Origin of the sequence: Castellaniella sp. (assembly GCF_004321985.1) — a bacterium.
Classification (GTDB): Bacteria; Pseudomonadota; Gammaproteobacteria; order Burkholderiales; family Burkholderiaceae_B; genus Castellaniella.
On the sequence record NZ_SCQN01000009.1, the window covers coordinates 58,547 to 84,441 of the forward strand.

31 protein-coding genes are annotated in these 25,895 nt (G+C 63.4%); 17 read left to right on the forward strand and 14 right to left on the reverse strand.

Annotated features, from left to right (window positions below; translation table 11 throughout):
- Positions 1 to 2 precede the first annotated feature (2 nt).
- From EPN31_RS01615 to EPN31_RS01640, 6 genes are all read left to right on the forward strand, one after another.
- Complete coding sequence (locus tag EPN31_RS01615) at positions 3 to 731, forward strand: amino acid ABC transporter ATP-binding protein (protein WP_291768512.1); 729 nt, start codon at positions 3 to 5, stop codon at positions 729 to 731.
- Between the two features lie 46 nt (positions 732 to 777).
- Entirely contained in the window at positions 778 to 1,578 is an 801-nt protein-coding gene (locus tag EPN31_RS01620; protein ID WP_291768515.1) for a transporter substrate-binding domain-containing protein, read from the forward strand.
- 72 nt (positions 1,579 to 1,650) lie between these two features.
- The gene (locus tag EPN31_RS01625) at positions 1,651 to 3,177 is read left to right on the forward strand and encodes a UxaA family hydrolase (protein WP_291768518.1); all 1,527 of its coding nucleotides are present in this window, start codon (positions 1,651 to 1,653) and stop codon (positions 3,175 to 3,177) included.
- A 28-nt stretch (positions 3,178 to 3,205) separates the two neighbouring features.
- Positions 3,206 to 4,138: a dihydrodipicolinate synthase family protein gene (locus EPN31_RS01630; protein ID WP_291768523.1), complete on the forward strand. Its 933-nt coding sequence runs from the start codon at positions 3,206 to 3,208 to the stop codon at positions 4,136 to 4,138.
- Between the two features lie 19 nt (positions 4,139 to 4,157).
- On the forward strand, positions 4,158 to 5,171 hold the full coding sequence (locus EPN31_RS01635) for a 2-dehydro-3-deoxygalactonokinase (RefSeq protein ID WP_291768526.1): 1,014 nt from the start codon (positions 4,158 to 4,160) through the stop codon (positions 5,169 to 5,171).
- Between the two features lies 1 nt (position 5,172).
- Positions 5,173 to 5,820, forward strand: a complete 648-nt coding sequence (locus EPN31_RS01640; RefSeq protein WP_291768529.1) for a 2-dehydro-3-deoxy-6-phosphogalactonate aldolase — start codon at positions 5,173 to 5,175, stop codon at positions 5,818 to 5,820.
- A 33-nt stretch (positions 5,821 to 5,853) separates the two neighbouring features.
- Here EPN31_RS01640 and EPN31_RS01645 read toward each other — a convergent pair whose 3' ends face one another.
- The 11 genes from EPN31_RS01645 to EPN31_RS01695 all read right to left on the reverse strand — a co-directional run bounded on the left by EPN31_RS01645 (position 5,854) and on the right by EPN31_RS01695 (position 15,504).
- Positions 5,854 to 6,798, reverse strand: coding sequence for a LysR family transcriptional regulator (locus tag EPN31_RS01645; RefSeq protein WP_291768532.1), 945 nt, complete (start codon positions 6,796 to 6,798; stop codon positions 5,854 to 5,856).
- Positions 6,799 to 6,888: 90 nt separating this feature from the next.
- On the reverse strand, positions 6,889 to 7,707 hold the full coding sequence (locus EPN31_RS01650; RefSeq protein WP_291768534.1) for an IclR family transcriptional regulator: 819 nt from the start codon (positions 7,705 to 7,707) through the stop codon (positions 6,889 to 6,891).
- A gap of 12 nt (positions 7,708 to 7,719) precedes the next feature.
- Positions 7,720 to 8,439: an SDR family oxidoreductase gene (locus EPN31_RS01655; RefSeq protein ID WP_291768537.1), complete on the reverse strand. Its 720-nt coding sequence runs from the start codon at positions 8,437 to 8,439 to the stop codon at positions 7,720 to 7,722.
- 33 nt (positions 8,440 to 8,472) lie between these two features.
- Positions 8,473 to 9,525: an Ldh family oxidoreductase gene (locus tag EPN31_RS01660; protein ID WP_291768540.1), complete on the reverse strand. Its 1,053-nt coding sequence runs from the start codon at positions 9,523 to 9,525 to the stop codon at positions 8,473 to 8,475.
- Entirely contained in the window at positions 9,525 to 10,280 is a 756-nt protein-coding gene (locus EPN31_RS01665; protein ID WP_291768542.1) for an SDR family NAD(P)-dependent oxidoreductase, read from the reverse strand. The genes EPN31_RS01660 and EPN31_RS01665 overlap by 1 nt, the downstream gene beginning before the upstream one ends.
- A 68-nt stretch (positions 10,281 to 10,348) precedes the next feature.
- On the reverse strand, positions 10,349 to 11,113 hold the full coding sequence (locus EPN31_RS01670; protein ID WP_291768649.1) for an SDR family oxidoreductase: 765 nt from the start codon (positions 11,111 to 11,113) through the stop codon (positions 10,349 to 10,351).
- Positions 11,104 to 12,594 carry a tripartite tricarboxylate transporter permease gene (locus EPN31_RS01675; protein WP_291768545.1) on the reverse strand — a complete coding sequence of 497 codons (1,491 nt, stop codon included), beginning with the start codon at positions 12,592 to 12,594 and terminating at the stop codon, positions 11,104 to 11,106. The genes EPN31_RS01670 and EPN31_RS01675 overlap by 10 nt, the downstream gene beginning before the upstream one ends.
- A gap of 17 nt (positions 12,595 to 12,611) precedes the next feature.
- Positions 12,612 to 13,082 carry a tripartite tricarboxylate transporter TctB family protein gene (locus tag EPN31_RS01680; protein ID WP_291768547.1) on the reverse strand — a complete coding sequence of 157 codons (471 nt, stop codon included), beginning with the start codon at positions 13,080 to 13,082 and terminating at the stop codon, positions 12,612 to 12,614.
- Between the two features lie 106 nt (positions 13,083 to 13,188).
- Positions 13,189 to 14,160 carry a tripartite tricarboxylate transporter substrate binding protein gene (locus EPN31_RS01685; RefSeq protein WP_291768550.1) on the reverse strand — a complete coding sequence of 324 codons (972 nt, stop codon included), beginning with the start codon at positions 14,158 to 14,160 and terminating at the stop codon, positions 13,189 to 13,191.
- 76 nt (positions 14,161 to 14,236) lie between these two features.
- On the reverse strand, positions 14,237 to 14,974 hold the full coding sequence (locus tag EPN31_RS01690; protein ID WP_291768553.1) for an SDR family NAD(P)-dependent oxidoreductase: 738 nt from the start codon (positions 14,972 to 14,974) through the stop codon (positions 14,237 to 14,239).
- Positions 14,971 to 15,504 (reverse strand): 2,4'-dihydroxyacetophenone dioxygenase family protein, encoded by a 534-nt coding sequence (locus tag EPN31_RS01695; protein ID WP_291768556.1) that lies wholly within the window; start codon positions 15,502 to 15,504, stop codon positions 14,971 to 14,973. The genes EPN31_RS01690 and EPN31_RS01695 overlap by 4 nt, the downstream gene beginning before the upstream one ends.
- A gap of 189 nt (positions 15,505 to 15,693) precedes the next feature.
- Here EPN31_RS01695 and EPN31_RS01700 point away from each other — a divergent pair, with 189 nt between their 5' ends.
- Genes EPN31_RS01700 through EPN31_RS01720 form a run of 5 tightly spaced genes read left to right on the forward strand, consistent with a single transcriptional unit; the run spans position 15,694 to position 19,861 of the window.
- Positions 15,694 to 16,635, forward strand: coding sequence for a thiamine pyrophosphate-dependent dehydrogenase E1 component subunit alpha (locus EPN31_RS01700; RefSeq protein WP_291768559.1), 942 nt, complete (start codon positions 15,694 to 15,696; stop codon positions 16,633 to 16,635).
- 27 nt (positions 16,636 to 16,662) lie between these two features.
- On the forward strand, positions 16,663 to 17,697 hold the full coding sequence (locus EPN31_RS01705; RefSeq protein WP_291768563.1) for a transketolase C-terminal domain-containing protein: 1,035 nt from the start codon (positions 16,663 to 16,665) through the stop codon (positions 17,695 to 17,697).
- An 18-nt stretch (positions 17,698 to 17,715) separates the two neighbouring features.
- Positions 17,716 to 18,438, forward strand: coding sequence for a 2-oxo acid dehydrogenase subunit E2 (locus tag EPN31_RS01710; protein ID WP_291768565.1), 723 nt, complete (start codon positions 17,716 to 17,718; stop codon positions 18,436 to 18,438).
- Positions 18,428 to 18,676, forward strand: a complete 249-nt coding sequence (locus tag EPN31_RS01715) for a lipoyl domain-containing protein (protein ID WP_291768568.1) — start codon at positions 18,428 to 18,430, stop codon at positions 18,674 to 18,676. The genes EPN31_RS01710 and EPN31_RS01715 overlap by 11 nt, the downstream gene beginning before the upstream one ends.
- A gap of 6 nt (positions 18,677 to 18,682) precedes the next feature.
- Positions 18,683 to 19,861, forward strand: coding sequence for a fumarylacetoacetate hydrolase family protein (locus tag EPN31_RS01720; RefSeq protein ID WP_291768570.1), 1,179 nt, complete (start codon positions 18,683 to 18,685; stop codon positions 19,859 to 19,861).
- Positions 19,862 to 19,876: 15 nt separating this feature from the next.
- Here the strand turns inward: EPN31_RS01720 and EPN31_RS01725 are convergent, their stop codons facing one another.
- Both EPN31_RS01725 and EPN31_RS01730 read right to left on the reverse strand, forming a co-directional pair.
- Positions 19,877 to 20,104, reverse strand: coding sequence for a hypothetical protein (locus EPN31_RS01725; protein ID WP_291768573.1), 228 nt, complete (start codon positions 20,102 to 20,104; stop codon positions 19,877 to 19,879).
- Positions 20,105 to 20,127: 23 nt separating this feature from the next.
- A complete protein-coding gene (locus EPN31_RS01730) occupies positions 20,128 to 20,271 on the reverse strand; it encodes a hypothetical protein (RefSeq protein ID WP_291768576.1) in 144 nt (47 codons plus the stop codon).
- A 46-nt stretch (positions 20,272 to 20,317) separates the two neighbouring features.
- Between EPN31_RS01730 and EPN31_RS01735 the strand changes: the two genes are divergently transcribed.
- Positions 20,318 to 20,518 carry a hypothetical protein gene (locus tag EPN31_RS01735; protein WP_291768578.1) on the forward strand — a complete coding sequence of 67 codons (201 nt, stop codon included), beginning with the start codon at positions 20,318 to 20,320 and terminating at the stop codon, positions 20,516 to 20,518.
- 43 nt (positions 20,519 to 20,561) lie between these two features.
- Here EPN31_RS01735 and EPN31_RS01740 read toward each other — a convergent pair whose 3' ends face one another.
- The gene (locus EPN31_RS01740; RefSeq protein ID WP_291768582.1) at positions 20,562 to 21,323 is read right to left on the reverse strand and encodes a FadR/GntR family transcriptional regulator; all 762 of its coding nucleotides are present in this window, start codon (positions 21,321 to 21,323) and stop codon (positions 20,562 to 20,564) included.
- Positions 21,324 to 21,490: 167 nt separating this feature from the next.
- Here EPN31_RS01740 and EPN31_RS01745 point away from each other — a divergent pair, with 167 nt between their 5' ends.
- Genes EPN31_RS01745 through EPN31_RS01765 form a run of 5 tightly spaced genes read left to right on the forward strand, consistent with a single transcriptional unit; the run spans position 21,491 to position 25,741 of the window.
- A complete protein-coding gene (locus EPN31_RS01745; RefSeq protein ID WP_291768585.1) occupies positions 21,491 to 22,174 on the forward strand; it encodes an amino acid ABC transporter permease in 684 nt (227 codons plus the stop codon).
- Between the two features lie 9 nt (positions 22,175 to 22,183).
- Positions 22,184 to 22,837, forward strand: a complete 654-nt coding sequence (locus EPN31_RS01750) for an amino acid ABC transporter permease (RefSeq protein ID WP_291768588.1) — start codon at positions 22,184 to 22,186, stop codon at positions 22,835 to 22,837.
- A 22-nt stretch (positions 22,838 to 22,859) separates the two neighbouring features.
- Positions 22,860 to 23,594, forward strand: coding sequence for an amino acid ABC transporter ATP-binding protein (locus tag EPN31_RS01755; RefSeq protein WP_291768591.1), 735 nt, complete (start codon positions 22,860 to 22,862; stop codon positions 23,592 to 23,594).
- A 42-nt stretch (positions 23,595 to 23,636) separates the two neighbouring features.
- A complete protein-coding gene (locus tag EPN31_RS01760) occupies positions 23,637 to 24,458 on the forward strand; it encodes a transporter substrate-binding domain-containing protein (protein WP_291768594.1) in 822 nt (273 codons plus the stop codon).
- A 2-nt stretch (positions 24,459 to 24,460) separates the two neighbouring features.
- The gene (locus tag EPN31_RS01765; RefSeq protein WP_291768598.1) at positions 24,461 to 25,741 is read left to right on the forward strand and encodes an L-fuconate dehydratase; all 1,281 of its coding nucleotides are present in this window, start codon (positions 24,461 to 24,463) and stop codon (positions 25,739 to 25,741) included.
- The last annotated feature ends 154 nt before the right edge of the window (positions 25,742 to 25,895 follow it).

Below are 25,895 nucleotides of genomic sequence, written 5' to 3' on the forward strand. Positions count from 1 at the left end.
CCATGAATCCGACTGTCCAGTTCCAGAACGTTCACAAGCGCTACGGCCACAACGAGGTCCTGAAAGGCATTTCCTTCGACGTGCCAAAGGGCAACGTGGTCGCACTCATCGGCCAGAGCGGCTCGGGCAAGAGCACGGCCCTGCGCTGCATCAACGGGCTGGAAGAAATCCACGGCGGCGAACTGTATGTGTGCGGTCGCGCCCTGCACGAGAAGCACTGCGACATCACCGCACTGAGACTTCAGGTGGGCATCGTGTTCCAGAGCTACAACCTGTTCCCGCACCTCACCGTGGAAAAGAATATCACGCTGGCGCCGCGCAAGGTCAAACGCACCGCCCCCAAAGAGGCGCGCGAACTGGCCGCGCATGTGCTGAGCCAGGTCGGCCTGTCGGACAAGGCGAACGAATACCCCGATCAGCTCTCGGGTGGCCAGCAGCAACGCGTCGCCATTGCGCGGTCGCTCGCCATGCAGCCCGAACTCATGCTGTTCGACGAGGTCACCTCGGCCCTGGACCCGCAGATCACCGGAGAAGTCCTGAAGGTGATCGAAGGTCTCGCAAAAGGCGGCATGACGATGGTGCTGGTCACGCACGAAATGGGCTTCGCCTCAGCCGTGGCCGACCAGATCATTTACATGCGCGACGGCGTGGTATGGGAAGCAGGAGACGGCGATCTGCTCAAACACCCCAGAACGCCCGAGCTGCGGCAGTTCATCAGCAACGGGTTGTGACCAACCGGCGCACCCCGACATTTCTTACGAGAGGATGGAGCAAGCAATGAATATCATGAAGACCTTGTCCGGAACGGTACTGTGCACCGCAGCACTGGCTTGCGCCCTGGGCGCGCAGGCGAACGAACTGCAGGACATTCAGAAGAAGGGCGAGATCCGGATCGGTGTCGACATCAGCGCACCGCCCTATGGCATGGTGGACAAGGACGCCAAACAGACGGGATTCGACATCGAATCGGCCCACCTGCTGGCCAAGGATCTGGGCGTCAAGCTGGTCGTCGTGCCGGTGACGGGCCCCACCCGGGTGCAGTTCCTGCTCACCAACAAGGTGGACGCCATCATGGCCTCGTTCTCGATCACCAACGAACGCAAGAAGGTCATCGACTTCTCGAACCCCTACGGTGTCGTGCCGGTCGTGGTGTTCGGCCCCAAGGCTGACAAAATCGCCGGACCCAAGGATCTGGCGGGCAAGTCGATCGCGGTCACTCGCGGCACCACGAGCGACATGACCATTACGGACAGCACAAAGGGGGTCTCGGGTGTGCGGATCGTCCGCTACGAAGACGACTCCACGTCGAATACTGCGGCCTCTACCGGCCAACAGAAGGTCCTGGTCGGCGCACCCAGCGTGCTGCCGGAAATCCAGAAGGCCAATCCAAAGGCTGACTTGGCATACAAATACACGGCCACCGAGTTCCCGATGGGGGTCGGTATCCGCCAGAACCAGCCGGAATTCAAGGCGCGCATCAACCAGTGGGTCGCCACCAACCTGAAGAACGGCGATCTGAACGCCATCTACAAGAAGTACTTCTTCGGACAGTCGCTGCCCGAAGCGATGTTGAAGTAGCATAACCCTGTTCATTACCCGGAGCCGCCGGACCCGACCCCCGGCGTCGGCGGCTCTCACGAGACCACTGCCATGTCAACGAATACCCGTTTCCTGATCCTCAATCCTGCCGACGACGTCATGATTGCGCTGCAGGATTTCCCCAAGGGAGAACAGGTCAACCACATCGAGCTGCTCGACCCCGTCCCGTTCGGCCACAAGATCGCGCTGCGCGCCGTGGCGAGCGGCCAGCCCGTCAAGCGCTACGGGCAGATCATCGGGTTCGCAACTCAGGACATCGCAGCCGGCCAGCACGTGCACATGCAGAACCTGGAATTTCGCGAGTTCGACAAGGACTACCGCTTTTCACAGGACTACACGCCCACCAAAATGGTCGACAAGCCCGACACCTTCATGGGGTTCGTCCGGCCTGACGGGCGCGTCGCCACCCGCAACTACATCGGCATCCTGACATCGGTGAACTGCTCGGCCACGGTCGCCCACGCCATCGCGGACCAGTTCCGGCGCGACATCCGGCCGGAAGCCCTGGCGGACTTCCCGAACGTGGATGGCGTCGTGGCGCTCACGCACGGCGTGGGCTGCGGGATCGATTCCAGCGGCGAGGGCCTGAGAGTCCTGCAACGCACAATCGCCGGTTACGTCCGCCATCCGAACTTTGCAGGCTTGCTGATCATCGGCCTGGGCTGCGAAACCAACCAGATCCCGGCGCTGATGAAGGCCGAGGCGCTGGAAGAAAACACCAACCTGCGCGCCTTCACGATCCAGGCTGTGGGCGGTACCCCCAAGAGCATCGCCAAAGGCGTGGATCTCGTCAAGAGCATGCTGCCCGAAGCCAACAAGGTCGCACGCACGCCTGTGCCCGTCAGCCACCTGAAGATCGGCCTGCAATGCGGCGGCTCGGACAGCTTCTCAGGCATCACGGCCAACCCCGTCCTCGGCGCCGCGGTCGACATCCTGGTGCGCAACGGCGGGACCGCCATCCTGTCGGAAACGCCCGAAATCTACGGTGCCGAACACCTGCTGACCTGTCGTGCGGTAACTCCGGAAGTCGGAAAGAAACTGGTGAACGTCTTCGAATGGTGGGAAGACGTCTGCCACCGGAACAACGCTTCGATGAACAACAACCCATCGGCCGGCAACAAGAAGGGCGGCCTGACGACAGTGCTGGAAAAATCCCTGGGCGGCGTGGCCAAGGGCGGCACGACCGGCTTGATGGAGGTCTACGACTACGCGGAACCCGTCGAAGCCAAGGGACTGGTTTTCATGAACACCCCGGGCTACGACCCCATGTCGGCGACCGGCCAGGTGGCCGGAGGCGCCAACATCATCTGCTTCACGACCGGGCGCGGTTCGGCCTTCGGCAGTGTGCCGTCACCCTCGCTGAAGCTTGCCACCAACACGACCCTGTGGAATCGCCAGCAGGACGACATGGACATCAACTGCGGCAGCGTCATCGACGAAGGCCGGGACATTCACGACCTAGGCCGCGAGTTCTACGAAATGATCATCCGTTGCGCATCTGGCGAACGCTCCAAGAGCGAACTCTACGGCTACGGCCAGAACGAATTCGTTCCCTGGCAGCCGAGCGTGATCTGCTGAAGCCCACCCAACTCTTATCGGTACAACCATGTCAGATCTCTATCAAAAAGCCCGCTACAAGGGCGTGTACCCCGTCGTCCCCACGATCTTCAAGGACGACGGCTCCCTGGACCTGGAAGGCCAGCTGCGCTGCGTCGACTTCATGATGGACGCAGGCTCGGACGGCCTGGGGCTGCTGGCCAACTTCTCCGAGCAATTCTCCCTGACGGACGAAGAACGCAGGCTGCTGACTGAAGAGATCCTGAAGCACGTCGCCGGACGGGTACCCGTCATCGTCACGACCTCGCACTACAGCACCGACATCTGCATCCAGCGCAACCGGCACGCACGCGAGTTCGGCGCCGCCATGGTCATGGTCCTGCCGCCCTACCACGGCGCGACCATCCGCTGTCCGGAAGCCGTCGTCCACGAGTACTACAACCGGCTGTCCGATGCCAGCGACATCCCCATCATGGTGCAGGACGCGCCCATCAGCGGCACGCCCCTGTCGGCCGAATCGCTGGCCCGCATGGCCACCGAGATCGAACAAATCTCCTACTTCAAGATCGAGACGCCGGGCGTCGCCTCAAAGATTCGTACCCTGATCCAGCTGGCCGGCAACGCCATCGAGGGTCCCTGGGACGGCGAGGAAGCCATCACGCTGCTCCCCGACCTGGACGCGGGCGCGACCGGTGCCATGACGGGCGGCGGCTATCCGGACGGCATCAAGGCCATTTTCGACAGCTACCAGACCGGGGATCGCGAAAAGGCGGTTGCGCTCTACCAGCAGTGGCTGCCACTCATCAACTATGAAAACCGGCAGACCGGCATTCAGACGAGCAAGATCCTGATGAAGGAAGGCGGCATCATCGGCTCGGACCGGACCCGCCATCCGCTGCCGCAGGCATCGGCCGAGACCCGGAAGGGCCTGATCGAAACTGCCCGCCGACTGGACCCCATGGTCCTGCGCTGGGCCGCCTGACCGGGGCTGCACACCCACCATGACACCGCGCCAATTCATCGGCATCGACTGGGGTACCAGCTCCATGCGGGCCTATCTGTTTGCCGATGATGGCCGGGTGCTGGACAGCCGCGAGGCCGGCTGGGGCGTGATGAACCTCCCAGTCGCCCCTGGATCCGACCCCGGGGACCGGGAAAGTCGATTCGCACGGGCATTTTGGGAGCTGCTGGGCGATTGGCTGGGGCAACCCGGCACCTGCCGGCGTGTCATGGCCTGCGGCATGGTCGGCAGCAATCAGGGCTGGCGGGAAGCCGGCTACATCGGCGTTCCTGTCGCCCTCATGGACATCGCAGGGTCGCTCACCGAAGTCGACGCTGGCCAAGGCGTCACCCTGGCGATCACCCCCGGCCTGCTCCAGCAAGGCGCGCTGCCCGACGCGATCCGCGGTGAAGAAACGCAGATCGCGGGGGTACCGGCGCTGCTCGCCCAAAAGGGCACCGACATGCAGGGATGCTGGCTGCTGGGCTTGCCGGGCACACACAGCAAATGGGCCGCCGTCCAGGCTGGGCGGATCCTGCGCTTCGATACCTTTCTGACCGGCGAGCTCTATAGTCTGCTGGTGCAGCACAGCATCCTGGGCCGGACCATGGGCGACACAGTGCTGGCGCCGGATAGCGACGAATCGCGACAGTCCTTCATGCTGGGCGTGCGCAACGCCACGACCGACATCGGCCGCAAAGGGCTGCTGGGGACGATCTTCAGCAGCCGCACCCTGTCACTCACCGGGCGCCTCACCGGCCCCGAGCAGCGCGAATATCTGTCAGGTCTGCTGGTGGGGTACGAGCTCCAGGGCCTGCTTGCCAGCCTGCAGGACGAATGGCGCACGGCGCGCATCGCGCTCGTCGGCCGGCCCGGCCTCTGCCTGCGCTACCATGAGGCTCTGCAGGAACTGGGGCACTCGGCCGACGTGCTGTCGGAGGACGCCGGCATCCACGGCCTCTGGTCCCTCATCCAGCACGCCGCCGCGCGCACGGCACCCACCGGGAGGCACTGAAATGAACGAGCAGACGCTGAAGCAGCACTTCCTGGCACAACTGGACGCAACCGGACTGGTCGCCATCCTGCGGGGCATCCGGCCCAATGAAGTACGGGCCATTGGCACGACACTCTACAAGACGGGTTTTCGCCTCATCGAAATCCCGCTGAATTCTCCGAATCCGCTGCGCAGCATCGAACACCTGGTGGCGGAGCTTCCGCCCGATACGCTGGTGGGTGCCGGAACGGTCATGACGCCCACCCAGGTCGCCAACGTACATGCCGCTGGCGGCCGGCTGATCGTGATGCCGCATTCGGACCCACAAGTCATCCGCGCCGCCGCCGATGCCAACCTGATCGTGCTGCCCGGCGTGGCAACGCCGACGGAAGCCTTCGCCGCACTGGCGGCTGGCGCCACGAGCCTGAAAGCCTTTCCGGCCGAACTGCTGACCCCCACCATCGTGAAGGCGTGGCGGGCCGTGCTGCCGCACGATATCCGGCTCCTGCCGGTGGGCGGCATCACCCCCGACAAACTCCAGGCCTATCTGGAAGCCGGCGCCTCCGGGTTCGGATTGGGCGGTGCGTTATACCGCCCGGGAGACACGGCCGAAAAGGTCCGGCAGAACGCTCAGGCGTTCATGTCAAAGTGGCAACAGGTGAGGAAGTAGCCGACTCTGCGTCCTGGTCCGCAGTCTGTTGCCTCAGGCAGGCGCCAACAGATGATTTCGCGCCGCATCGATCAGCAATTGCACGACGGCGGTCGTGGTCCCCGTCTTGCGCGTGACGATGCCATAGGTATCGGCGGGGATCTTCAGGTCAATGGGCAGAATGCGGATCAGCCCGACCGACGTAAACATGTCGGCCACCTCCGTTGGCAACAACGCAGCCGTATCGACGCTGTTTCCCAGGATGGCCACCGTCACGAAGGTCGAGTCGGTCTCGATGAAATTCGCCGACAGCGACAGTCCAGCAAGATTCATTTCCTTTTCGAGCAGGATGCGCAACGGCATTCTTCGGGGATACACCACCCAACGGAAGTCGCGCAGCTGCGCGAACGACATCTCACCGGCGACTTCGGGATGCCGACTGCCGACCACGACCGAAGTCGGCTCCCCGCTCACGGGGTAGTAGCTGTATTCGTAAGGTTCGGCACTCACGCCCGGCCGACCGATCATCAGGTCGATCCGCCCGTCGTCCAGCAGTTTCAGCAGATGACTGCTGGTGCCCTCGATGATCTCGACGGACAGATTGGGATATGCGGCGCGCAGGCTGGCCAGCGCCGACACCAGAACGCGCGGAACCGCCCCCATGATGGTCCCGATCACCAGACTGCCGCCGGCCCCCGAACGAATGTCTTGCACCTCGCGGCAGAAATAAGTGAGCTCCGACGAAATGAGGGTGGCATACCGGATGGCGCAATGCCCCATGGCATTGGGCACCAGACCGGCACGCGTCCGCTCGAACAGCGTCACACCCAGCATGCCCTCGATTTCCTGAAGGGCCTTGCTCGCGGCGGACTGGGTCATGAACATGGCGGCCGCCGCCTTGCGCAGCGACTTGTGTTCGTCCAGAGAGATCAGCAACTGCAGTTGCTTGATCCTCAGCTTGCTGACCACAGCCTTCAGCACCCGGTCCGCGTCATTCATGATTGTCATGGTCACATGAAGAGATTCGATCGGTACCGGTGAGTGTACGACAGGCGCCGCGCGCGGCGGCGACCCGCCGGAAAGGCGCTCTCAGGCTACCGTGCGATAGGCGGCGGGTACCCGGGCGATCCGCCGAGAGATGGCGTCGCAGGCGGCACGCAACGGCGCCACATAGGCCTGCTGCGGATCCGGGCGCTGGCGGAAGCGCAGGGTGCTGACGCTGACCGCCGCCACCGGCCGGCCGCTGGCGTCCACGATGGCGGCCCCGAAGCAGAAGATCCCCTCTTCGTTTTCCTCTTCGTCCTGGGCCCAGCCGCGCGCCCGGATGCCGCGCAGCTGCTCGCGCAGCGCCTCGGCTGAGTCCACGGTATTGGCGGTATATCGGGGAAACTCCAGGCGCTGCAGGATCTGTTCGCAGGTCGTCTCGTCCAGCGTCGCCAGATAGGCCTTGCCGACTGCGGACGAATGCATGGACACGCTCGAACCGACGCGCGAAGCCATGCGGACTGCACTGGGGCTTTCGAGCTTCTCGATATAGACCATCTTTCGATCGTCGGGCACGGCCAGATGGACCGTCTCGCCCGTCGCGTCCCGCAGCGCCGCCAGATCCACGACGGCCAGGCGCCGCAGTTCGGACTGTTCCCAGCTGCGGCTGGCGAATTCGATCAAGCGCGGCCCCAGCACATAGGTCTTGTCGGCAAGGCTTGCCGCCAGCAGGCGTTCGGCCACCAGGCCGGCCACCGTGCGATAGACCGTCGCGCGCGGGTAGCCGCTCAGGCGCACGAGTTCGGTAACCGAGCAGGGGCGGTCGCTTTCGGCGACCAGCTGCAGCAGATGAACGAACTTGGAGAACGCCGCCGTTCCGGCCGGCCGGGTGCGCAACGAAGGACCGCGATCAGGAAGTGTCATGGCAAGCAGCCCTCAAGCGACCAAGTATCCACCGTCCACCGGAAGAATGACCCCTGTCATGAAAGCCGCGGCTGGGGCGCACAGGAAGGCCACGCACCCGGCCACATCTTCAGGAGTCCCCCAGCGGCCCAGCGGCGTGCGGGAAAGAATCGGTTCCGATCGGACAGGGTCGTCCTGCAATGGCTGGGTCAGCGGCGTCGCGATCCAGCCCGGGGCCACCGCATTGACGCGGATGCCGTCCTCTGCATAAGCCAGCGCCAGGGACTTGGTGAGTTGCGCCACGCCACCTTTGCTCGCTGCGTAGCCGGGCACCCTCGCACCGCCAAAGAAGCTCAGCATCGAAGCCATGTTCACGATCACACCGTGCGAGGCCTTGAGCAAGGCGCGTGAAGCACTGCACAGGCGCATGGTGCCAGTCAGGTTGACCGCCAGCACCTTCTCGAACACATCCACCCGATGCTCGGCACCTCTGCGAATGATGCCGGCACAGTTGACCAGGATGTCCAGGGAATCGATCTGCTCGAACAGGTTTCGCGTGGACGCCTCGTCGCTGATATCCGCCACCACCACGCGAATTCCCGGTGCCAGGGAGCCGTCGCCGGCATCCAGCCCCACAGCCGTGACACGGGCGCCAAGCGAAGCGAGGCAATTCGCCACGCCCGCCCCGATCCCCTGGGTCGCGCCGGTCACCAGCGCATGCTTACCCGAAAACAGATTTTCTTGAAACGTCATCTTTTCCCATTGGGGCCAGGGAGCCCCAACACCTCAATCTCCGGGAAATTCGAGCCCGTACTCGTGTGCGCAGGCGTCCAGCATCGGTGCGATCGACGGATGCAGCAGAACTCCGTCACGCTCCTGTTCCCGTTTGCGCGCGACACCACGGTCCCCGGGCATGCGCACTGGCGCACCGCCCGGCCGGGGAGGATTCGCCCGACAGGCATCTCCCAGCCAGTCGGTCTGGCGCGTGAAGCCCGCCAGCCCGCCGAAGGCCTCGGGATCATACAACGACAGGAATACCGTGGCACCCCAGCCCTCGGCAGGATCCGCACGGCCGTGAGCGGCCAGTCCGCCCGTCAGTGCCTCGATCAGCACCGCCAGCGCGAAGCCCTTGTGTCCGGCATCGGTCCCGCCCAGCGGCAGAATGGTCCCGGGTGGATCGGCGGCCAGCACGGCGGGATCGGTCGTCGGCTGGCCCTGGGCGTCTTGCAAGCAGGCATAGTCGAACTGCCTGCCGGCCTTGTGCATCCGGCTGCTCATGCCGTTGGTCACGAGCGAAGCCGAAATATCGATCAGGAACGGGCTTCCAGAGGTCGGGATACCCGCCGCAATCGGGTTGGGCGTGAACACGCCTCGCGTGCCGCCAAACGGCGCCACGCTACCGTGATCAGGATCGGAGCTGGCCAGCACCATTACCAGCCCTTGCTCGGCCGCCCGCAGCAGATAGGCGGCCAGGCAAGCGATATGGTGGCTGCGGCGGATCACCAGCGTGGCGCTGCCGTACTGCCGGGCCCTGGGTTCCAGCACCCGCATGCCCTCGCGCACCAGCCAGGGCCCTGGCAGACGCCGGCCATCCCAGCACAGTGCTGCGCCACGATCCGAAATCACTGCGGGCGCGCCGGACGCCGTCATGCTGCCGCTGCGCAGCTCCCGGACGTAGGGAGCCAACAGCGCCAGCCCGTGCGTGTCGTGACCCAGCAGGTCGCCCTCGACCAGCACGTCGGCAACGTCGCGCGCCTTGTCTTCCTGCAGGCCGGCGGCCTGCAGCAGGCGCCCGGCGAAGCGTCTGAGGATTTCTGCCGGAATGCGTTCGGAAGCCATCAATACGTCGCCCTTCCACCCGAAATGTCGAAGGTGCCGCCTGTCGTGAACGAGCAGTCGGCGGACGCGAGCCAGGCCACCAGAGCGGCGACTTCCTCTGTCTGGCCAAACCGCCCCATGGGGATCTTGGACAACATGTAATCGATGTGCTGCTGCGTCATCTGCGAGAACATCGCGGTGTGCACGGCCGCCGGCGTGATGCAATTGACCGTGACGCCCGTCTTTGCAAGTTCCTTGCCCAGAGACTTGGTCAGCGCGATCACGGCGGCCTTCGAAGCACTGTACGCCGATGCGTTCGGGTTGCCTTCCTTGCCGGCGATGGACGCGATGTTGACGATGCGGCCGTATCGGCTGGACACCATGCCCGGCGCCAGCGCGCGGCAGGTCAGGAAGGTGCCGCGCAGATTGATCGCCATCACCAAATCCCAGTCCTTGACCGAATAATCGCAGACGGTCATGTTCGGCCCGGTGATCCCGGCACTGTTGACCAGGATCTGGACGGCGCCACCGGCCTTTTCGGACTGTGCGGTGGCCGCAGCCACCGAGGTCTCGTCGCTCACGTCGACCGAGACGACGTGGACCTGTCCCGTCTTGAACCCGGCGCGCGCCTGCTCCAGCACATCCGCATTGCGGTCCCACAGGCTGACGACAGCGCCACCATCGACCAGCTTGTGCGCAATGGCCAGCCCGATGCCGGACGCGCCCCCGGTCACGACAGCGTGCTTACCGGAAAAGTTGTACTGATTCCCTGCCATGATGACTCCTGTCACTACACTTTGAATGATCGGTACCTACCGCACCGCAGCGGCTTGGCGCCAACTGGTCAGCCGCGGCCCACGAACGGCATCTTGGTCGCCATGACGGTGTGGAACAATACGTTGGCTTCCAGTGGAAGATTGGCCATATACAGCACTGACTGTCCGACGATGTCCACGTCCATGCGCGGCTCAACCGCCAGCGTGCCATCGGCCTGGGGCACACCCTCGGCCATGCGCGCCGTCATGTTGGTGGATGCGTTCCCGATGTCGATCTGGCCCACGGCGATGTCGTATTTGCGCCCATCCAGCGACGCCGCCCGCGTCAGGCCCGATACCCCATGCTTGGTGGCCGTATAGGGCGCCGAAAACGGACGCGGCGCATGGGCCGATATGGAACCGTTGTTGATGATGCGCCCGCCCGGCGGGTTCTTTGACTTCATGACGCGGAAGGCCTCGCGGATGCACAGGAACATGCCGGTCAGGTTGACGTCGACCACCTGCTGCCACTGCGCCAGCGTCAGGTCTTCGAGCGGCACGGCGGGTGCGCCGCGCCCCGCATTGTTGAACAGCACGTCCAGCCCGCCGAAGTGCTGGACGCAGGTCTGGAACAGGCGCGCAACCGACTGCTCGTCGGTCACATCGGTGGGCACGGCCAGCGCCCGGTTGCCAGCGCCGGATTGCGCGGCCACCTCTTCCAGCGGTTCCGGCCGGCGACCCGCAAGCACGACGCGATAACCATCCGACAACAGGGCCCGCGCGGCCGCGCGGCCGACACCGGAACCCGCCCCGGTGACAATGGCGATTTTCGAGCTTACAGAACTCACGCTGATCTCCTGGCGCGAACAAAGCGCAGAATAGTCGGTACGATCCAGATGGCCAGCGTGATGACGCCCAGCGTCCCGGCGATGGGCCGCTCAAAGAACGCGAGCAGATGCCCGTCGGCCTTGATGAGCGAGCTGACCAGATTGCTTTCCAGCATACCGCCTAGAATGATGCCCAGGATGGTGGGTGCCAGCGGAAACCCATTTTCTTCCATCAGATACGCAATGACGCCGAAGGCCAGCGTCACACCCACATCAAACAGACTGTTGTTGATGGAATAGGATCCCACCAGGCAGAACAGCAGGATGAGCGGCATCAGGATGTTGCGGGGCACCTTCAGCACCGTGCGCGCCAGGCGGATGGCCCCATAGCCCAGCGGCACCATCAGCAGATTGGCAAAGATGAAGATCAGGAAAATGGCGTACAGGGGGACCGCATTCTCGATGAAGATGGTGGGCCCAGGGTTGAGGTTCTTCATGTACAGCACGCCAATGACGATAGCCGTGATGGAGTCCCCGGGGATCCCGAACACCAGCGCCGGAATCCACGCGCCGCCCAACGACGAATTGTTGGCCGAGCTGGCCTCCACGATGCCTTCGACGTAACCGGTGCCGAATTTTTCGGGTGTGCGCGAGAACTTCTTGCTGATGCCGTAAGAAATATAGGCCGCAATATCGGCGCCGGCTCCCGGCAGAGCGCCCACGACCACGCCCAGCACACTGCCGCGCACCACGGACATCGGGTACTTGATGATGACGCCGTACAGACCTTTGAAGATATGTCCGACGGTGGCGTCGATCTTCTGAAACCCATGGGCGCTGGTCACGGCATAGCGCAGGACCTCGGACACGGCGAACATCCCGACCATGATGGGAATCAGCGACAGCCCTCCCAGCAGATCCGGATTGTCAAACGTGAAGCGCGGATAACCCCCCGGGTTGTTCATGCCCACCGTGGTGGCGAACAGGCCGATCAGCAGCGACACGAAGCCTTTCAACGGGCTTTCCGAAGCGATGAAAATGGCGCAAGTCAGACCCAGCAGCACCAGCCAGAAGTACTCGTAGGTCGAGAAGTCCAGTGCGAACTCGGCCAGAACCGGCGCAAAGAAAATCAGCACCAGAGTGCCGAACAAGCCGCCGATGCAGGACACGACCAGGCCCGCACCCAGCGCCCGTCCGGCCTCTCCCTTCATGGCCATGGCATGCGCCTCGTCGGTGTACGCGGCCGATGCAGGCGTACCGGGGATACGCAACAGGCAGCCGGGAAGGTCGCCCGAGAAAATCGCCATCGCCGTCGCCGACACCATGGCGGCAATGGCCGGCACCGCTGGCATGAAGAATGTGACGGGGACCAGCAGGGCGACTGCCATGGTCGCGCTGAGCCCGGGTACCGCGCCGATGAACAGACCATAGATGGACGACAGCAGGACCACGACGATGACATAGGGGTCCGAAATCATGCCCAGAGCGGCAATAATGTGATCAAGCATGGATCAGTCTCCGGCGGTCAGAGAAGTGGCTCGAGCAGGCCCCAGGACAGCGGCACATGCAGCAGGGAATAAAAACCATAGAAAATGATGACGCCGCCCAGTGCAGCGATCACCACGGCCGGCACCGGCCGCACCCCGAACGCCAGGAACAGCACCAGCAAGAAGAAAACCGAGAAAACGACGAAGCCGATGCTGTCCGAGAACAGCATGTACATCACGATCATGATCGGCACCAGCAGGAACCGGAACACGCTGTGTGAACTGCGGAATTCGTTCGACAGCCGCAGCCATGCCGCGCGCGGCTGCGCCCTCAGGCCGTTGCGGATCAGAAAGAGGGAACAGATGATGAAGCCTGCGCCAATGACGCTGGGAAAGGCACGCGGTCCGAAATCCTGGCCCGGAATGACGGGAAAGGTCTGCGAATACAGTACGACGGCGATCCCGAAAATGGCCAGCAGGACCCCCGTTAAAACGTCACTGACTTTCATGCGAATAATCCTTGGTTCAGTCCGGGCGGGTACGCGACCCGCCCGGCGTCACCCGGCGGCACACCTCGAAGCGCACGGGCGCCGGGCAGCCGCCAGGTCCGGAAGATCAGTCCTTGGCCAGACCCAGGGTCTTCATGATCTTGCCCATGTCCGCATCGCTTTTGGCCATGAAGTCAGCGAAGTCCTTGCCGCTGGCGTAGGCAATGCCATACCCCTGCTTGGTCATGAAGTCCTTGTATTCCTGGCTGTGATTGATCTTGTCCAGAACCTTTTCGTATTTGGCCGCAATGTCGGCCGGCAGCCCCTTCGGAGCCACGATCCCGCGCCACGCGCCCATGGTCCAGTCGGAACCTGTCACCGATTTGAGCGTGGGCACATTCGGATACAGACCCGCCGGCTTGTCGGCCATGACCGCCAGAGGCTTGGCCTTGCCCGCATCGATCAACGAACGAGCCTCGGGCAGAGACACCGGAACCACGTCCACCCCACCCGCCACGAGCTCGAGCATGGCCGGCGCCGCCCCGTTCGAAGGCACCCAGCGGATGGCATCCGGCTTGATTTTCAGGCTGTTCAGCATGCCGGCCAGCGCGAGCTGCCAGATACCGCCTTCACCGGTCCCCGAAGCCTTCAGCTTGCCGGGGTTCGCCTTGGCGGCATCCAGCAGGTCCTGCAGCTTCTTGTACTTGGAGTTGGCGCCCACCGTCACGCCCGAGGGATCGAAATTCATGAGTGCCAGCGGCGTGTAATCGCTGGGGGTCAGCTTGGTCAGCGCCATGTGGTGCTGCATGGAGATCTCGACCGAGATCAGGCCGATGGTGTAGCCATCCGGCTTCGCGCCGGCCATGGCCTGATTGCCCACCACCCCATTGCCCCCCGGACGGTTGACCACGTTGACCGGCGTGCCCAGTTCCTTTTCCATTAGGCTGCCGATGATGCGCGCCGTGGCGTCCGTGCCGCCGCCCGGCGACCACGACAGCAACAACGTGATGGGCCGATTGGGCCAGGCCGCGCTGGCTGTCGCCGATACCATGGCCAGCACCGCGACCGCCGCCATTTTCGTCAAAGTGAATCGTTTCATTTGCTCCTCTCCCTTTTGTTGGTCATGAATAAAACACACTACTGACTACCAACTGCCGTCTGCCACACAACCACGCTCAATAGGTCGCGCGCCCGCCGGACAGATCAAAGACTGCACCCGTGCTGAATGTGCAGGAATCCGAACACAGCCAGGCGACCAGTTCGGCCACCTCCTGGGGTTCACCCAGCCGCTTCATGGGGCTTTTGTCTATCATGGTCTGTACGTGCTGGGGCGTCATCTGATCCAGCAGCGACGTCCGGACCGCGGCGGGAGCAATCGCATTGACCAGGATTCCGGTTTCGGCGAGCTCCTTCCCCAGTGATTTGGTGAGAGCAATGACGCCGGCCTTTGACGCGCTGTAGGCCGACGAATTGGGGGTCCCTTCCTTTCCCGCCAGCGAAGCAATGTTCACGATCCTGCCCGATTCTGCCCGGCGCATGAGAGGCACCACGGTATGGCAGACATGGAACACGCCCAGCAGGTTGACCGAAATGATTCGCGCCCACTCTGTCGGGTCGAACGCTTCCAGCGAAACCGTGGAGCCCGAAAACCCCGCATTGTTGACCACAAAGTCCAACCGGCCATGGCGGTCCTGGACGGCCTGGGCCGCCCGCTCCACGGCCGATCGATCAGACACATCGACCTGGGTAGCCTCGGGGTCGGACGGGTCAACCGCCAGATCCCAATTGCAAACAGTAGCGCCCGCCTGTTGCAGCCGCGTGCGGATCGCCGCACCGATACCCGCGTTCGCACCCGTGACGACGGCCACCCGATCGGAAAAGTCGTAGACGGCCGTTCGGGGCGAGCGGGTCATCGGATGAACTGATCCACGTAGGTTTCGCCCAGACCGACCTCGGTGTAATGCGCCCTGCACATGGCGATCTTGGTGAAAACGTCCTCATAGCCGATGTTCTTGCCATATGGATCGGTGTAGTACATGACGCCATTGACCTGGAAGAACGTAATCATTTCTTCGACGTCCGGCGGCACATACAGGGTGTGCGTCTCGCCAGGCGGTTCGAACACATAGCTGCCTTCGGCGGCCTCCCAGTCGTGTTCGAGATAGCGCCAGCGGCCCTTCAGCACGAAGCCATGGACGGGCTGCGGATGCCGGTGGCAGGCCAGCACCCCCGAACGCCGAACCCGCAGCAAGTTGGTCCAATAGCCCTGGCCCGCATTGAGACACAACGGGCGGAACCAGACATTTTCGGCTTGAGGAACCCAGATGCGCTCATCCGTCGGAATGGCATCGCCCACCACGATATCCGCCAACGCCTCACGTGGATTGACCCCCTGAAAAGGCAAGGGTTTCAACCCCGGGTCGACAGACGATTTCTGGCCCATTGGATGCTCCACAATGTGAACATATGATCTACCATGTAGAAAATGTTAAAAAGGAAGAGACCTTTCGGCTACTAGGGATTTCACGAACGGCGCATCGCTCCGGCAGCACGGCCACGGCCGCGACACGACCACAACGATGTGCCAAGCCACAGAGCCGGACGGATCCGCCACCAGAGGACGGGAGACATCGTGAACGCAGTCGATCTGTATCGCTGGATGCTGACCAGCCGCCAGCTTGAGTCAGCCCTGAGCAGCAAGAATCCACGCTGGTTTTCGACGGAAGGTGAAGAGGCCACGATCGTGGGCGCCTTCGCGGGCATCCGCGAAGGCGACATCGCCGCCCCGCACTACCGGGGTCCGTTCGTCACCTACCTGATGCGCGGCGCCGACATGAAGCGGCTCGCCTGCCAGGCCTTCGGCAAGGCTGGCGGCTACAGCAAGGGCCGCTCGGTCCCCTTCATCGGGCCAGCCGCGCTGGGATTCGTCCCGTGGGTCGCCGGGGACCTGGGAACGTCGCTGGGCATCGCGACCGGCGCCGCGCTCGCGTTGCAGCGCAGCGGGCGGGGCGGCGTCTGCATCTGTTCGTTCGGTGACGGGACCTCGAATCGCGGCGATTTTCACGAAAGCGTCAATCTCGCAGCGCTCTGGAAGCTTCCCATCGTCTACGTCTGCCAGAACAACAGCTGGGCCATCTCCCAGCCGGCGCGCAGCTACCTCCCTGCCCCCATTGTCGAACGCGCAAAAGGCTATGGAATCCCGGGCATTGCGCTGGACGGCAACGACGCAGAAGCCGTGCACGACGCGGTCACACGGGCCATGGCCCGAGCAGCTGAGGGCCAAGGCCCCACGCTGATCGAGGCCCGGACATGGCGTAAGGGCGGCCACTGGGCCAACGACAAGACACCTTACCGCACGGCCGCCGACGTCCCCGACCACCCGTGCGACCCGCTGGAACTCATGCGCCAGCGGTTGCTGGACCGACGCGAGGCAAGCCCGGTCGATCTGGAACGGATGCGGGCCACCATCGCAGCTCAGGTAGACGCCGCCATCGAATACGCGGCGAACCAACCGGACGCAGGCGAGCCCGAATTCGGCCTGGACGAGGTCCTCGCGCAGACATCCCCGGCCTGAAACGGTCATCCTTCATTCGAGGTCATCATGGATCAGGTCAGGACTCAGGCTGGCACCGACACCACGGCCACTCGTCATCCAAGGCTCACCTTCGCACAAGCGGTGATCGAAGCCATCCGGCACGAAATGCGCGCGGACGACACCGTCTTCTATCTCGGCCAGGACGTCGGGCCATTTGGCGGCGTGATGCAGGGCACACAAGGACTGTACGAGGAATTCGGTCCACAGCGGATTCTGGAGACTCCCATCAGCGAATCCGCCATGGCGGGCATCGGCCTGGGCGCCTCGTGCTTCGGCTGCAAACCGATCGTGGAGCTGAGCTTCGGGGAGTTCCTGCCGGCCGCCATGAACCAGCTCATCAATCAGGCCCCCAACCTGCACTACATGACGGCAGGCGCCGTGTCGCCCCAGGTGGTCATCCGCACCCGCGCCGGCGACGGTCCGTACGGCGGCCACCCGCAGGATTATTCGGTCTGGTTCTGCCACGTCCCGGGGCTGAAGGTCGTGATGCCGGCCACACCGCCGGACGCCTACCAGCTCATGCGGGCGGCGATCCGGGACCCGGCGCCGGTGCTGTTCGTCGAACCCATGTCACTGTCGCACGGACGCCGCGAGGTGGTGGACCTGGACGCCACCGACGCCACATTGGGAAGCGCCCGAATCGCCCGCGCCGGAAGGGACCTCACCATCGTCGCCTACGGGTCCGAGCTTCCGCACGTCCTGCGGGCCGCCCAGCAGGCAGCCGAGGAAGGCGTGGACGCGGAAGTCATCGACCTGCGCTCCCTCGCGCCCTGGGACGAAGACACGGTCATCGGCTCGGTGCGTCGGACCGGCCGGTTGCTGACGGTCCACGAAGCCTGGAAGGCCTTCGGACACGGAGCAGAAGTCATTGCACGGGTCATGGAAGTTCTGGGCGCGGAAGGCCGAACGGTCCGCGCCAGCCGGGTCGGGGCCAGACCCGTTCCCATCCCCAGCGGACCACTACGCAAACTCGCCCTGCCGACCTGGCAGGACATCCACACCGCCATCCTGCGGAGTGCGGGGATTGCGCCCCACTCCTGACCTGCCACGAATCACGCCATGGAAAGTACCTTCAATCATGTGCCCATCGCCCGCCAATACAAGCTGTCGGGCATGCAGAAGTTCGTGGCCGAGCGCCTTGCGGCCAGCCTGCACGAGACAGCCAGCGTCACCGCCATGGCCGAGATCCCCATCCGCGGGCTGCTCGAGGCGCAGGCCGCCTGGCGTACCCGCGGGGTCGAAACCAGCCTCACCCACCACATGCTTCATCTGACGGCCCGTTGCCTGGAACGCCACCGGCCGCTGAACGGCACGCTGCACGAGGGCGTGGTCTACGAATATGGCCCGGTCAACCTGGCACTGGCCCTCTCCATGCCCAACGGCGACCTGCAGGCCGTGGTCATCCGCGATGCCAGTCAAAAGACCGTGGCGGATATCGCCGCAGAGACCGACACGCTGATCGGCCTCGCACGCGAGGGCGGGCTCGGGCTCGAACACGTCCGTGGCGGTACCTTCACGCTCAGCAACTACGGCAGCCTCGAGCATACGGTCTGGGCCACGCCCATCATCCCGCCCGGGCAGTCCGGCGTGCTGGGCATGGGTCGCGCGCACCCCGGTCTGGTGGCGGACGACAGCCCTCAGGGTTGGCATGTGGAAACCGTTCTTCCACTATCCTTCACCTATGATCACCGCGTCATCAACGGCGTACCTGCCGGGCATTTTCTCGAGGATCTCGCAGACCTCATGATTCACGCTTCCACGGAGACCCCCCATGAACCATGAACATACCGTCACCCTGCCGGAACTGGCCAACGACTTCCAGTCCGGCACACTGGTTGCCTGGCGCAAGGCCGTGGGCGACTCGATCCAGCAGGGCGAGGTCATCGCCGAGATCATGACTGACAAGATCAACCTGGAAGTCGAATCGCCGCACGCCGGTATCGTCAAGACCCTTCTGGTCGAAGTGGACGATACTGTCAACGTCCACCAACCCATCGCCATCATCGAACAAGCCTACTGAACCACCATGCAAGCTCATCTCTCCCTACTCCCCGAAGACCATGAACAGGCCCTGCTCATCGGCCGCATTCACGACCCGCGCGACGAAGGTCCCAGCGTCGTGGCCATCCAGGGCCACGCGCTGCACGACCTGACACCGCACTTCCCCACCGTGTCGCAACTGCTCGAACAGCGCGACCCCGCCGCGATCGTGGCCCGCACCCCGGCCACCTCGCGATGGTCCCTGGACACCGTGATGCGCAGCACGCTGGACAACAACCGCACGGCGGCGCGCTTCGTCGCCCCCTGCGACCTGCAGGTCATCAAGGCCTGCGGGGTCACATTCGCCGGCAGCATGCTGGAACGCGTCATCGAAGAAAAGGCCGGCGGCGACCCGAAGCGCGCGACACAAATCCGCGACGAGATCGGCAAGGTCATCGGTTCAGCCGTCTCCAGCATCCGCCCCGGCTCTGACGACGCCTCACGAGTCCGCCAGTACCTCATCAAGGAAGGGCTCTGGTCCCAGTATCTGGAAGTCGGCATCGGGCCGGATGCCGAGGTTTTCACCAAGGCGCCCGTGCTGTCGGCCGTCGGTAGTGGCGAGGCGATCGGCATCCTGGCAGCCTCGAAATGGAACAACCCCGAGCCCGAGCTGGTGCTCGCCGTGAACTCACGCGGCGAAATTCGCGGGGCGACGCTGGGCAACGACGTGAACCTGCGCGACATCGAAGGCCGCAGCGCGCTGCTGCTGGGCAAGGCCAAGGACAACAACGCTTCCTGCGCGATCGGCCCCTTCATCCGCCTGTTCGACGAACGCTTCACGCTGGACGACGCGCGCCACATGGAACTGGAGCTGCATGTGACGGGCGACGACGGCTTCAGGCTGTCGGGTCACAGCTCCACCAGCCAGATCAGCCGTGACCTGACGGACCTCGCGGCCCAGACCTGCGGCCGGCATCACCAGTACCCGGACGGCTTCATGCTGTTCACTGGTACGCTGTTCGCCCCCACAGACGATCGCGACGCGCCGGGCCAGGGATTCACCCACAAGCTGGGCGATCTAGTGCAGATCCGCTCGTCCCGGCTAGGGGCGCTGGTCAACCGCGTCACCCACAGCGAAGACGCCCCGGCGTGGACCCAGGGCATCATCTGGCTCATGGCGAACCTGGCGCGACGCGGCCTGCTGGGGACTGCGGGCCCGCGCTAAGGGCCGCGGGCCGTTTCATTGGCCCGTCATTTTCAGTTCGGCGGTGCGCCCGCCGAACCGCACATCCACCATGTCATCTTCCGACAAAACGACGCGGGCAAATTCCGGAATCGGCACGGTCCGATCGTTGTACCTGACGACAACGGATCGACTCATGACGGCCAGACGCGCCACGACATCGCTGATGGTGCTACCTGCGGGATAACCAACCAGCACCCCATTCACTTTGATATTGGTCGCCATGGCCTCATTACTCCGCCCAGATTTCAACGAATATTGACACCGTAGTCCATTACCGCCATGGGGCGTTGCACTGAAAAGCGCTTCACCGGGCTCGCCTTGATAATCGTCACGTTGTCGGCGTCAATACCCCGGGTTTCCAGGCTTCCCGTGTTGTCCACCTCGTCCACGAGCCCTATAGTCAAAGCATGTGACTTGATGACGAAGGGGGGTACGATGGCTGCAATCCTGCTGACTTGGGTTGGCATCGGGTGCGTGTTGATGCTCCTTCACGTCATGTTCTTCGTGGATATCGATAGCTACTGGGCATCCATATTCTGGGGTGACCCGGTTCTCGACCTCCTGACGATATTTCTGTGGCCCGTCATGCTGGCGTTGTTTCTGCGCACCCGTTTCCTGAAGAAGAAACCGTATTGATTTTGCGGACTGACCACCAGGCGTCGGCGGCCGTCGAACCGAATCAATGCGGCCCGATGACGGCCATCAGGCGGGCATGCGCACGGGTCAGATGGCGCTGCATGGCCGCCTGGGCCTGCAGCGGATCGCGGTCAGCCACCGCGTCATAAACGGCCTGGTGCTCATCCACGGCGCTCTGCCAGACCAGCTGGTTGTCGAACAGTCGGTGCATCGAGCCGCCGATCGGCGTGTAGCGCTGGTCAAAGAGATCTTCAATGGTCTGGACCAGCAGCCGGTTGTCGGTCGTCGAGGCCAGCGTGGCATGGAACTGGCGGTCCGCATCGGCCAGCGGCTTGTCCCCCGAATGGCCGCGCAAGTCCAGGGCTTTGCGCATGGTGGCCATACTGGCCGACAGCGCCTTGAGCTGCTTGTGCGTGATGAAGCGGGCCGCATGCGCCGCCACGCCGCTTTCCAGAAAAAAACGGGTCTGATTCACTTCCCTGGGGCTATAGCCCATCAGGGACGCCTCGGACGCCACATCGTCGGCCTGGAGTTCCGGGACCGGCACGATCTGCAGAGCATCCCGCGTCAGGTAAATGCCCGATCCTACGCGAATTTCGATTTCGCCCTGCAGTTCCAGCACGATCAGCGCCTCGCGCAGGCTGGGCCGGGAAATCTGCAGCCGCTGGGCCAGTTCCCGTTCGGAGGGCAGGCGTGCGCCCACCGGCACGTCCATCCGGTGGATCTCCTGCCGCAGGACCTCCGCAATGTGCATGTAGCTGCGCGCACGGTCCAGGACCGGCGCGGTGGTGACTGCCTTTTGCATGAATGCCACCCCTACCTTTAGCACTGAATGTGCGGTCATTCTATCTGGTCAAACCAATTGTTCAAATACTAGGGAAATCCATAACTGGTTTTACCGGTCAACCAATTTAGACTATCGGGCACAGACGGTTCCATGGCCGCCTTCCGGTGGCAGACAGGTTCACAACCATGACGTACCAATTCGATTTCAGCTCGGTCCTGCAATACTGGCCCATGCTGCTACAGGGCGCAGAGACGACGCTGATCATGTCGTTCTGGTCCACGGTGGCGGGCTTCGTCATGGGCGTGGTCTGCGCAATCGCCCGCAGTTCCGGCACCCTCGTCATCCGGCGCGTCGTAGGTGCCTATGTGGAAATCATCCGCAATACCCCGCTCATCATCCAGAGCTACTTCCTGATTTTCGGCCTGGCCAGCGTGGGGCTGAAGATGTCCATCATGGCCGGCGCTATCCTCGCACTGGTCATCAACATCACCGCCTACACCTGCGAGATCGTACGGGCGGGGATCGAATCCGTTCCACGCAGCCAGCGTGAGGCCGGTGAATGCCTGGGACTCTCGCCGCTGCAGGTCTACTGGCACGTCATCCTGTCGCCCGCACTGGAGCGCGTCTACCCGGCCCTGACCAGCCAGTTCGTCCTGCTCATGCTGGTCACCAGCTTGCTGTCGGCCGTCGGCACCGAAGACTTGTTCGGCGTCTCCGGCAACATCCAGGCCATGACGTTCCGCAATTTCGAAGTCTTCATCGTGCTCTGGGTGATGTACCTCATCATGTCCGCCCTCGTGCGCGGAATGTTCGCACTGGCCAGCAAGATCATGTTCGTGCGCAAACGCAAGCTGGGCACACTGCTCTGAGGCCGCCCCATGAACCACGAACAGATTCTTTATCTTCTTCAGGGTGCCTGGGGCACCGCAGAGCTGTCCGCCCTGACATTCGTCTTCTCGGCCATGCTGGGGCTTGCCGTTGCACTCATGCGCGTCTCGGCCAGCCAGGTCCTGCGCGGCTGCGCCTTCGGCTACATCAACCTCATCCAGGGTACGCCGCTGCTGGTCATCATGGGCGTGTGCTTCTACGGCCCATCGATCCTGGGCTTCACGGACACGCCAGCCATGTTTGCGGCGGTCCTGGCGCTGACCATCCACGCGGCGGCCTTCCTGGGCGAGATCTGGCGCGGCTGCATCGAATCCGTCCCGAAAAACCAATGGGAAGCGGCCGAATGCCTCGGGCTGAACCGCATCCAGCGCATGTTCAAGGTCATTCTGCCCCAGGCATTGCGCATCGCCACCCCTCCCACGGTCGGATTCATGGTCCAGATCGTGAAGAACACGTCCTTTGCGTCCCTGGTGATCGGCTTTGCCGAACTCTCCTACAACGCCAAGATCCTGAACAACTCGACCTTCAAGCCTTTCCTGTATTTCGGTGTCGCCGCCGCCCTGTACTTCGTCATCTGCTATCCGCTGTCCTGGGTCAGCCTCAGGCTGGAGCGCAAGCTGACGGTCGCCCGCGACCAGGCCTGAATGACGACCCACGGAGCCTCACATGACAGAAATCGTCCGCCTCAAGAACGTCCATAAATGGTTCGGAGACAACCACGTCCTGAAGGGCGTCGATCTCAGCGTCCAGAAAGGCGAAATCATTGCCATCATCGGCCAGAGCGGCTCCGGCAAGAGCACGGCACTGCGCTGCATGGACCACCTCGAGATCATCAACGAAGGCGAGATCACCGTCTGCGGCCACAGCTTCGGCGCCGGCATCTCCAGCCGCGATCTGAAGAGCCTGCGTCTGGACGTGGGGATCGTATTCCAGAGCTACAACCTGTTCCCCCACCTGACGGTAGAACAGAACATCACGCTGGCACCTCGTTCGGTGCGCAAGATTTCCAAAGAGCAGGCCCGCAAGATCGCGGCAGACGTGCTCGCCAAGGTGGGCCTGTCGGACAAGCTGGCCTTCTACCCCGAGCAGCTCTCGGGCGGCCAGCAGCAACGCGTGGCCATCGCGCGGTCCCTGGCCATGGACCCCAAGCTGATGCTGTTCGACGAAGTCACTTCCGCCCTGGATCCGCAACTCACGGGCGAAGTGCTGCGCGTCATCGAGAAGCTCGCCGCAGGCGGCATGACCATGGTGCTGGTGACGCACGAAATGGCCTTCGCCATGAAGCTGGCCCACCGGATCATCTTCATGTTCGAGGGCAAGATCCACGAACAAGGCACAGCGGACATCCTGCGCAACCCCAAAACCCCGGAACTGCAGCAGTTTGTCAGTAACGGACTTTAACCGACGAGCCCTGCCGGGCTCGCTTCCTCCCAGGAGACAACCATGAGTTTCTTCACGTTGAACCGCAGCGCAGTCGCGCTGACCATCGCAACCACCGCCTTGTTCACGGCAACAGTCCCCACGCAGGCGAACACGCTGGCACAAGTCCAGCAGCAGAAGACCCTGCGCGTGGCCATCGACCTGAACGCGCCGCCCTACGGCATGAAGGACGCCAACCTGAAAGAAGTCGGCTCGGATGTCGAAACCGCGCGCCTGTTCGCAAAAGAGCTGGGCGTGAAGCTCGACATCGTGCCCACGACACAGGCCAACCGGATTCCGTTCCTGCTCACCAACAAGGCCGATGTGGTGATCTCCAGCCTGACGATCACACCGGAACGCCAGAAGGTCGTGGACTTCACCATCCCGTATGCCGCCATCCAGTCCGTGATCGCTGCGCCGGCCAGCGCTAACATCAAGTCGATGTCCGATCTGGCGGGCAAGACCGTGGTCACCGCGCGCGGAACCACCAACGACATGAACGTCACCAAGCTGGCCCCGATGGGCACCAATATCGTACGCTTCGAAAACGACGCGACAGCGATGACCGCAGTCACCAGCGGCCGCGCGGAGATCTACTCCGGTGCACCCGCCATCATCGCCTCGCTGAACAAGGAACTGCAAAAGAACGGCAAGCCGCCCCTGGTGACGAAGGTCGTGATGGCCACCTCGATGCTGGGCCTGGGCGTCGCCAAGAACAACCCCGCGCTGCTCGACAAGCTGAACGAGATGATCCGCAAGGACCTGAAGAACGGTGAGCTGAACACTGTCTACAAGAAATACCACGGCGCCGATCTGCCGCAAGACGTGCTGAAGGAAGGTAAATAAGCATGACCATCATCCAATCCGTCGAAGTACTGGACGTACGCTTCCCGACTTCCAAGAATCTGGACGGCTCGGACGCGATGAATCCGGACCCCGACTATTCCGCCGCTTATGCCATCCTGCATACGGACGTCCCCGGACTGGAGGGCCACGGACTGACCTTCACCATCGGACGCGGGACGGAAATCTGCTGCACGGCGATCCACGCGCTCAAGCACCTGCTGGTCGGGCTGGACCTCAACTGGATCACCGAGGACATGGGCCGCTTCTGGCGGCACATGACCTCAGACAGCCAGTTGCGCTGGATCGGCCCGGACAAGGGCGCGATCCATCTGGGCACGGCGGCCCTGGTCAACGCGGTCTGGGACCTCTGGGCCAAATCGGCGGGCAAGCCGGTCTGGCAACTGGTGGCTGACATGACGCCCGAACAGATCGTGCAACTGATCGACTTCCGCTACATCACGGATTGCATCACGCCCGAAGAAGCCCTGAAGCTGCTGACGGAGCGCGCACAAGGCAAGGCCGCGCGCCTTCAGGAGCTGCAGCAGAACGGCTACCCGTGCTACACCACCTCGGCCGGCTGGCTGGGCTACAGCGACGAGAAGCTGCGCCGGCTCGCGACCGAAGCCATCGATGCCGGGTTTTCGCACATCAAGCTGAAGGTCGGGCGCGACCTGCAGGATGACATCCGCCGCCTGCGCATCGCTCGCGAAGTCATAGGCCCGGATCGCCACCTGATGATAGACGCCAACCAGGTCTGGGAAGTCGATCAGGCCATCCCCTGGCTGGAACAGCTCGCCTTCGCGAAGCCCTGGTTCATCGAAGAGCCGACCAGTCCGGACGACATCGCCGGCCACCGCCGTATCCGCCAGGCCATGCAGGGCCAAATGCAGGTCGCCACTGGCGAAATGTGCCAGAACCGCATCCTGTTCAAGCAACTGATCATGGAATCGGCCATCGACGTGGTGCAGATCGACGCCTGCCGGCTGGGGGGCGTCAACGAGGTGCTGGCCGTCATGCTGATGGCCGCGAAACACGGCCTGAAGGTCTGCCCGCATGCGGGCGGCGTGGGTCTGTGCGAATACGTGCAGCACCTGTCGATGATCGACTACCTGTGCTTCTCAGGCACCAAGGAAGGCCGCGTGATCGAGTACGTGGACCACCTGCACGAGCACTTCGTCCACCCCTGCACGATCCGTCACGCAGCCTACATGCCGCCGGCCCATCCCGGCTATTCCATCGAGATGAAACGCGACTCGCTCACGCAGTACACCTTCCGGGGGTGAGCGCATCGGCATCCCGTGGCACACTGGTGACGGCGCCAGCGTGCCACGGGCCGGAAACCCCATCGGAGAAAGGCCGAGGACTAAGATAACAGTTGACACTGCGGACGGCATGATGAACGCTGCGAGCAGGCGGTCTGAGATTCAATCAACAGTG

Excerpts from the sequence above, each read along its gene's own strand:
- EPN31_RS01760 (WP_291768594.1), top strand. The coding sequence starts at position 23,637 with ATGAGTTTCTTCACGTTGAACCGCAGCGCAGTCGCGCTGACCATCGCA.
- EPN31_RS01765 (WP_291768598.1), top strand. The coding sequence starts at position 24,461 with ATGACCATCATCCAATCCGTCGAAGTACTGGACGTACGCTTCCCGACT.
- EPN31_RS01725 (WP_291768573.1), bottom strand. The coding sequence starts at position 20,104 with ATGGCGACCAATATCAAAGTGAATGGGGTGCTGGTTGGTTATCCCGCA.
- EPN31_RS01635 (WP_291768526.1), top strand. The coding sequence starts at position 4,158 with ATGACACCGCGCCAATTCATCGGCATCGACTGGGGTACCAGCTCCATG.
- EPN31_RS01640 (WP_291768529.1), top strand. The coding sequence starts at position 5,173 with ATGAACGAGCAGACGCTGAAGCAGCACTTCCTGGCACAACTGGACGCA.
- EPN31_RS01750 (WP_291768588.1), top strand. The coding sequence starts at position 22,184 with ATGAACCACGAACAGATTCTTTATCTTCTTCAGGGTGCCTGGGGCACC.
- EPN31_RS01745 (WP_291768585.1), top strand. The coding sequence starts at position 21,491 with ATGACGTACCAATTCGATTTCAGCTCGGTCCTGCAATACTGGCCCATG.
- EPN31_RS01740 (WP_291768582.1), bottom strand. The coding sequence starts at position 21,323 with ATGCAAAAGGCAGTCACCACCGCGCCGGTCCTGGACCGTGCGCGCAGC.
- EPN31_RS01705 (WP_291768563.1), top strand. The coding sequence starts at position 16,663 with ATGGATCAGGTCAGGACTCAGGCTGGCACCGACACCACGGCCACTCGT.
- EPN31_RS01735 (WP_291768578.1), top strand. The coding sequence starts at position 20,318 with ATGGCTGCAATCCTGCTGACTTGGGTTGGCATCGGGTGCGTGTTGATG.
- EPN31_RS01675 (WP_291768545.1), bottom strand. The coding sequence starts at position 12,594 with ATGCTTGATCACATTATTGCCGCTCTGGGCATGATTTCGGACCCCTAT.
- EPN31_RS01715 (WP_291768568.1), top strand. The coding sequence starts at position 18,428 with ATGAACCATGAACATACCGTCACCCTGCCGGAACTGGCCAACGACTTC.
- EPN31_RS01710 (WP_291768565.1), top strand. The coding sequence starts at position 17,716 with ATGGAAAGTACCTTCAATCATGTGCCCATCGCCCGCCAATACAAGCTG.
- EPN31_RS01685 (WP_291768550.1), bottom strand. The coding sequence starts at position 14,160 with ATGAAACGATTCACTTTGACGAAAATGGCGGCGGTCGCGGTGCTGGCC.
- EPN31_RS01695 (WP_291768556.1), bottom strand. The coding sequence starts at position 15,504 with ATGGGCCAGAAATCGTCTGTCGACCCGGGGTTGAAACCCTTGCCTTTT.
- EPN31_RS01630 (WP_291768523.1), top strand. The coding sequence starts at position 3,206 with ATGTCAGATCTCTATCAAAAAGCCCGCTACAAGGGCGTGTACCCCGTC.
- EPN31_RS01655 (WP_291768537.1), bottom strand. The coding sequence starts at position 8,439 with ATGACGTTTCAAGAAAATCTGTTTTCGGGTAAGCATGCGCTGGTGACC.
- EPN31_RS01665 (WP_291768542.1), bottom strand. The coding sequence starts at position 10,280 with ATGGCAGGGAATCAGTACAACTTTTCCGGTAAGCACGCTGTCGTGACC.
- EPN31_RS01755 (WP_291768591.1), top strand. The coding sequence starts at position 22,860 with ATGACAGAAATCGTCCGCCTCAAGAACGTCCATAAATGGTTCGGAGAC.
- EPN31_RS01625 (WP_291768518.1), top strand. The coding sequence starts at position 1,651 with ATGTCAACGAATACCCGTTTCCTGATCCTCAATCCTGCCGACGACGTC.
- EPN31_RS01620 (WP_291768515.1), top strand. The coding sequence starts at position 778 with ATGAATATCATGAAGACCTTGTCCGGAACGGTACTGTGCACCGCAGCA.
- EPN31_RS01650 (WP_291768534.1), bottom strand. The coding sequence starts at position 7,707 with ATGACACTTCCTGATCGCGGTCCTTCGTTGCGCACCCGGCCGGCCGGA.
- EPN31_RS01615 (WP_291768512.1), top strand. The coding sequence starts at position 3 with ATGAATCCGACTGTCCAGTTCCAGAACGTTCACAAGCGCTACGGCCAC.
- EPN31_RS01680 (WP_291768547.1), bottom strand. The coding sequence starts at position 13,082 with ATGAAAGTCAGTGACGTTTTAACGGGGGTCCTGCTGGCCATTTTCGGG.
- EPN31_RS01660 (WP_291768540.1), bottom strand. The coding sequence starts at position 9,525 with ATGGCTTCCGAACGCATTCCGGCAGAAATCCTCAGACGCTTCGCCGGG.
- EPN31_RS01690 (WP_291768553.1), bottom strand. The coding sequence starts at position 14,974 with ATGACCCGCTCGCCCCGAACGGCCGTCTACGACTTTTCCGATCGGGTG.
- EPN31_RS01720 (WP_291768570.1), top strand. The coding sequence starts at position 18,683 with ATGCAAGCTCATCTCTCCCTACTCCCCGAAGACCATGAACAGGCCCTG.
- EPN31_RS01645 (WP_291768532.1), bottom strand. The coding sequence starts at position 6,798 with ATGAATGACGCGGACCGGGTGCTGAAGGCTGTGGTCAGCAAGCTGAGG.